General features: G+C 66.5%; 4 protein-coding genes. All 4 read right to left on the reverse strand.

What is annotated here, in order from left to right; translation table 11 throughout:
• Window positions 1-262: 262 nt before the first annotated feature.
• A complete protein-coding gene (locus tag G3T14_RS23725; RefSeq protein ID WP_163644943.1) occupies window positions 263-607 on the reverse strand; it encodes a chaperone modulator CbpM in 345 nt (114 codons plus the stop codon).
• Window positions 604-1,512 (reverse strand): DnaJ C-terminal domain-containing protein, encoded by a 909-nt coding sequence (locus tag G3T14_RS23730; protein ID WP_163644944.1) that lies wholly within the window; start codon window positions 1,510-1,512, stop codon window positions 604-606. The genes G3T14_RS23725 and G3T14_RS23730 overlap by 4 nt, the downstream gene beginning before the upstream one ends.
• 47 nt (window positions 1,513-1,559) lie before the next feature.
• Window positions 1,560-2,090, reverse strand: coding sequence for a nucleotide exchange factor GrpE (locus G3T14_RS23735; protein WP_163644945.1), 531 nt, complete (start codon window positions 2,088-2,090; stop codon window positions 1,560-1,562).
• 29 nt (window positions 2,091-2,119) lie between these two features.
• A partial coding sequence (locus G3T14_RS23740; protein ID WP_163644946.1) for an Hsp70 family protein occupies window positions 2,120-2,589 on the reverse strand: 470 nt, incomplete at its 5' end.

The following is a 2,589-nucleotide window of genomic DNA, read 5'->3' on the forward strand; positions in this document are numbered from 1 at the left end:
CGTCAGCCCAGAACACGCCGCAAGACACCGCCTGGTGAATAAGACGGGCTAGGTCTAGCCATCGTGGTGACCGCCGGGCTCGACCTTGCACGAGCGGGCAACGAATTCTGGTCTGCGGTTGGACCGAAGGCACAGGCGCCCCTTGCCTTGGATACGGTCTCCGTAAGGACGTACCGCGGATCGACCGAGGGACGAGCGCTAAACCGAGAAACGTAATCGTCAATCGGCGGCATCGGTACATCCGTCGGACACCAGGTCCGTCTCAGGAGGCGAGGTCGATGATGGTCCGAGCGGCGTCGCGGACCCCATCGGCGATCCGGGCTTGGATGTGATCCGGCTCCCGTCGGATCACCAAGGCGAGATGGCCGAGGGTACGGCGCATGCCGCTCATCCGGTCAATGAGGTCGAGGATGAGGACGATCCCTTCCCCGTTGACGCCGAAATCCCGCTCCAGGTCCTGGATCAGCTGAGCCCGACCGAGATCGATGTCCCGAAAGGTCCAGCGTCCCTCGGTGTCGTCAGGGATGAGCCAGCCGGTGTCGACCCAGGCATGGAGCACGTCCGTCTCCACGCGTGCGCGGACCAGGAACTCGTGCGTCTCCATCATCTTGCATCCTCGCCTTGCTCGGTCTTGTGATGCTCCGCCTTCCCCCAGCCGGAGACGAAGTCCTGCAACTCGGCATCCGGTTCGGCCGGCAGGGTCAGTCGCAGCGTGACGTATTCGTCGCCCGACGCGCCGCCGCTACGAACCATGCCCTTTCCTTTGAGACGCAGCACGGCGCTGGCATTACTCCACTTCGGAACGGTCATGGCGACGGGACCGGACGGGGTTGGCACGCTGACCCTTCCGCCTAATACCGCGTCTCGGAGCGAGAGCGGCAGGTCGACGTAGATGTCGTCCCCTTTCAGCTTGAACATCGGATCGGGACGGACCTCGACCTCGATCAAAGCGTCGCCCGGGGGCCCCTTGCCGATGCCAGGCCCGCCCTTACCGCGTAGGCGCAGCGTCTGTCCCGTCCGCGTCCCGGGCGGGATCATGACGTCGAGGGCCGGACTATCGGGCAGCGTCAGCGTGCGTTTGCCGCCGTTGAACGCCTCAAGGAAGTTGAGCTTCACACGGTACCGGGCAACCGGTCCAGACCGGTTCGGGTCGGCACGCCCGGCGCGACCGAACATCTGCGCGAAGATATCCTCGCCGCCGAAATCCGCGAATCCCTGATCACTGCCATAGGGATGGTCCGCGTCGCGTTCGGCCTGCTCGTGATAGTAAGGCTGCCGCGCTCGCTCGCTGCCGGATGCGTCGATTTCGCCCCGATCGAACTGGGCGCGCTTGGCCGGGTCGTTCAGCAGATCGTAGGCAGTCGCAACCTTCTTGAAGGCCTCCTCAGCCTTTTTGTTTCCTGGGTTCAGGTCAGGATGCAGCTTCTTGGCGAGCTTCCGATAGGCCTTGCGTAGGTCCGCCTCGGAGACGTCCCGCGTCACGCCCAGAACCTTGTACGGGTCGTCGCTCAATGCGGATTCCTCCGTTCCGGGATGATCTCTGGACCGACCATGGCGGGTCAGCCCGCCGCGCCGGCACCGGATGGCACCTTGGCGACGCTCACCCGGGCCGGTCGCAGGAGGCGGTCATGGACCGTGAAGCCGTCCTCCATGACGTCGAGGACGGTTCCCGCCGGGTGGGTCGCATCCTCGACCTCGCGCATCGCCTCGTGTGCCTTCGGATCGAAGCGCATCCCGAGGGCCGGTATCCGATGGATGCCGAAGCGTTCGAGGGCGCCGGTCAGCATCCGCTCGGTCGCCCTGACCCCTTCGAGCAAGGACGCATGGGCCGCCGAACCGGCACCCGCGACCGTAGCCGCCGCGACGGCCCTGCCGAGGTTGTCCGAAATCGGAAGAAGCGCGCCTGCGAGACCCTGGACCGCGAACTTTTTCGCATCCTCGACATTGCGCTCGCCGCGCCGCCGAACGTTCTCGGTCTCGGCGAGCGCCCGCATCAGGCGGTCCTGCAACGTTGCGTTCTCGGCCTGGAGGGCCGCGAGATCCGCGGCCTCCCCATCGGGGGATGCGGCACCGTTCGTGTTCTCGGGCATCGGTCGCTCCCCCTCGGCTATCGGACCGGTCATGCCGCCGGCCGGTGGCGGGTGTCGTCGCCCGGGGCGTCCTCGAACTCCGCGTCGACGATCTCCGGATCGGCCGACGGCCCCTTGGCGGCAGGCCCTCTCTCGCCCAGGCGCGACGCGACTTGGTTCAAGTGCTCGGTGGCCGTCTTGATGCGCGAAAGGTCCCCGGCCTGGATCGCCTCCTTCGCCGCCGTGACCGCCTTCTCGACCTCGGCCTTTACATCGGCCGCGACCTGGCCCTCCGCCTCCTTAAGGCTCTTCTCGGTGGTGTAGATCGCGACGTCGGCGTGGTTGCCGGCCTCGACCAGTTCCTTGCGCACCTTGTCGGAGCCGGCGTGAGTCTCGGCCTCGCGCACGAGGCGCTGGATCGCAGCCTCGTCGAGTCCGCCGGAAGCCTCGATGCGGATCGTCTGTTCCTTCCCGCTCGCCTTGTCCTTGGCCGAGACGTTGACGATGCCGTTGGCGTCGA

The sequence above is a fragment of the Methylobacterium sp. BTF04 genome, from assembly GCF_010692745.1.
GTDB lineage: Bacteria > Pseudomonadota > Alphaproteobacteria > Rhizobiales > Beijerinckiaceae > Methylobacterium.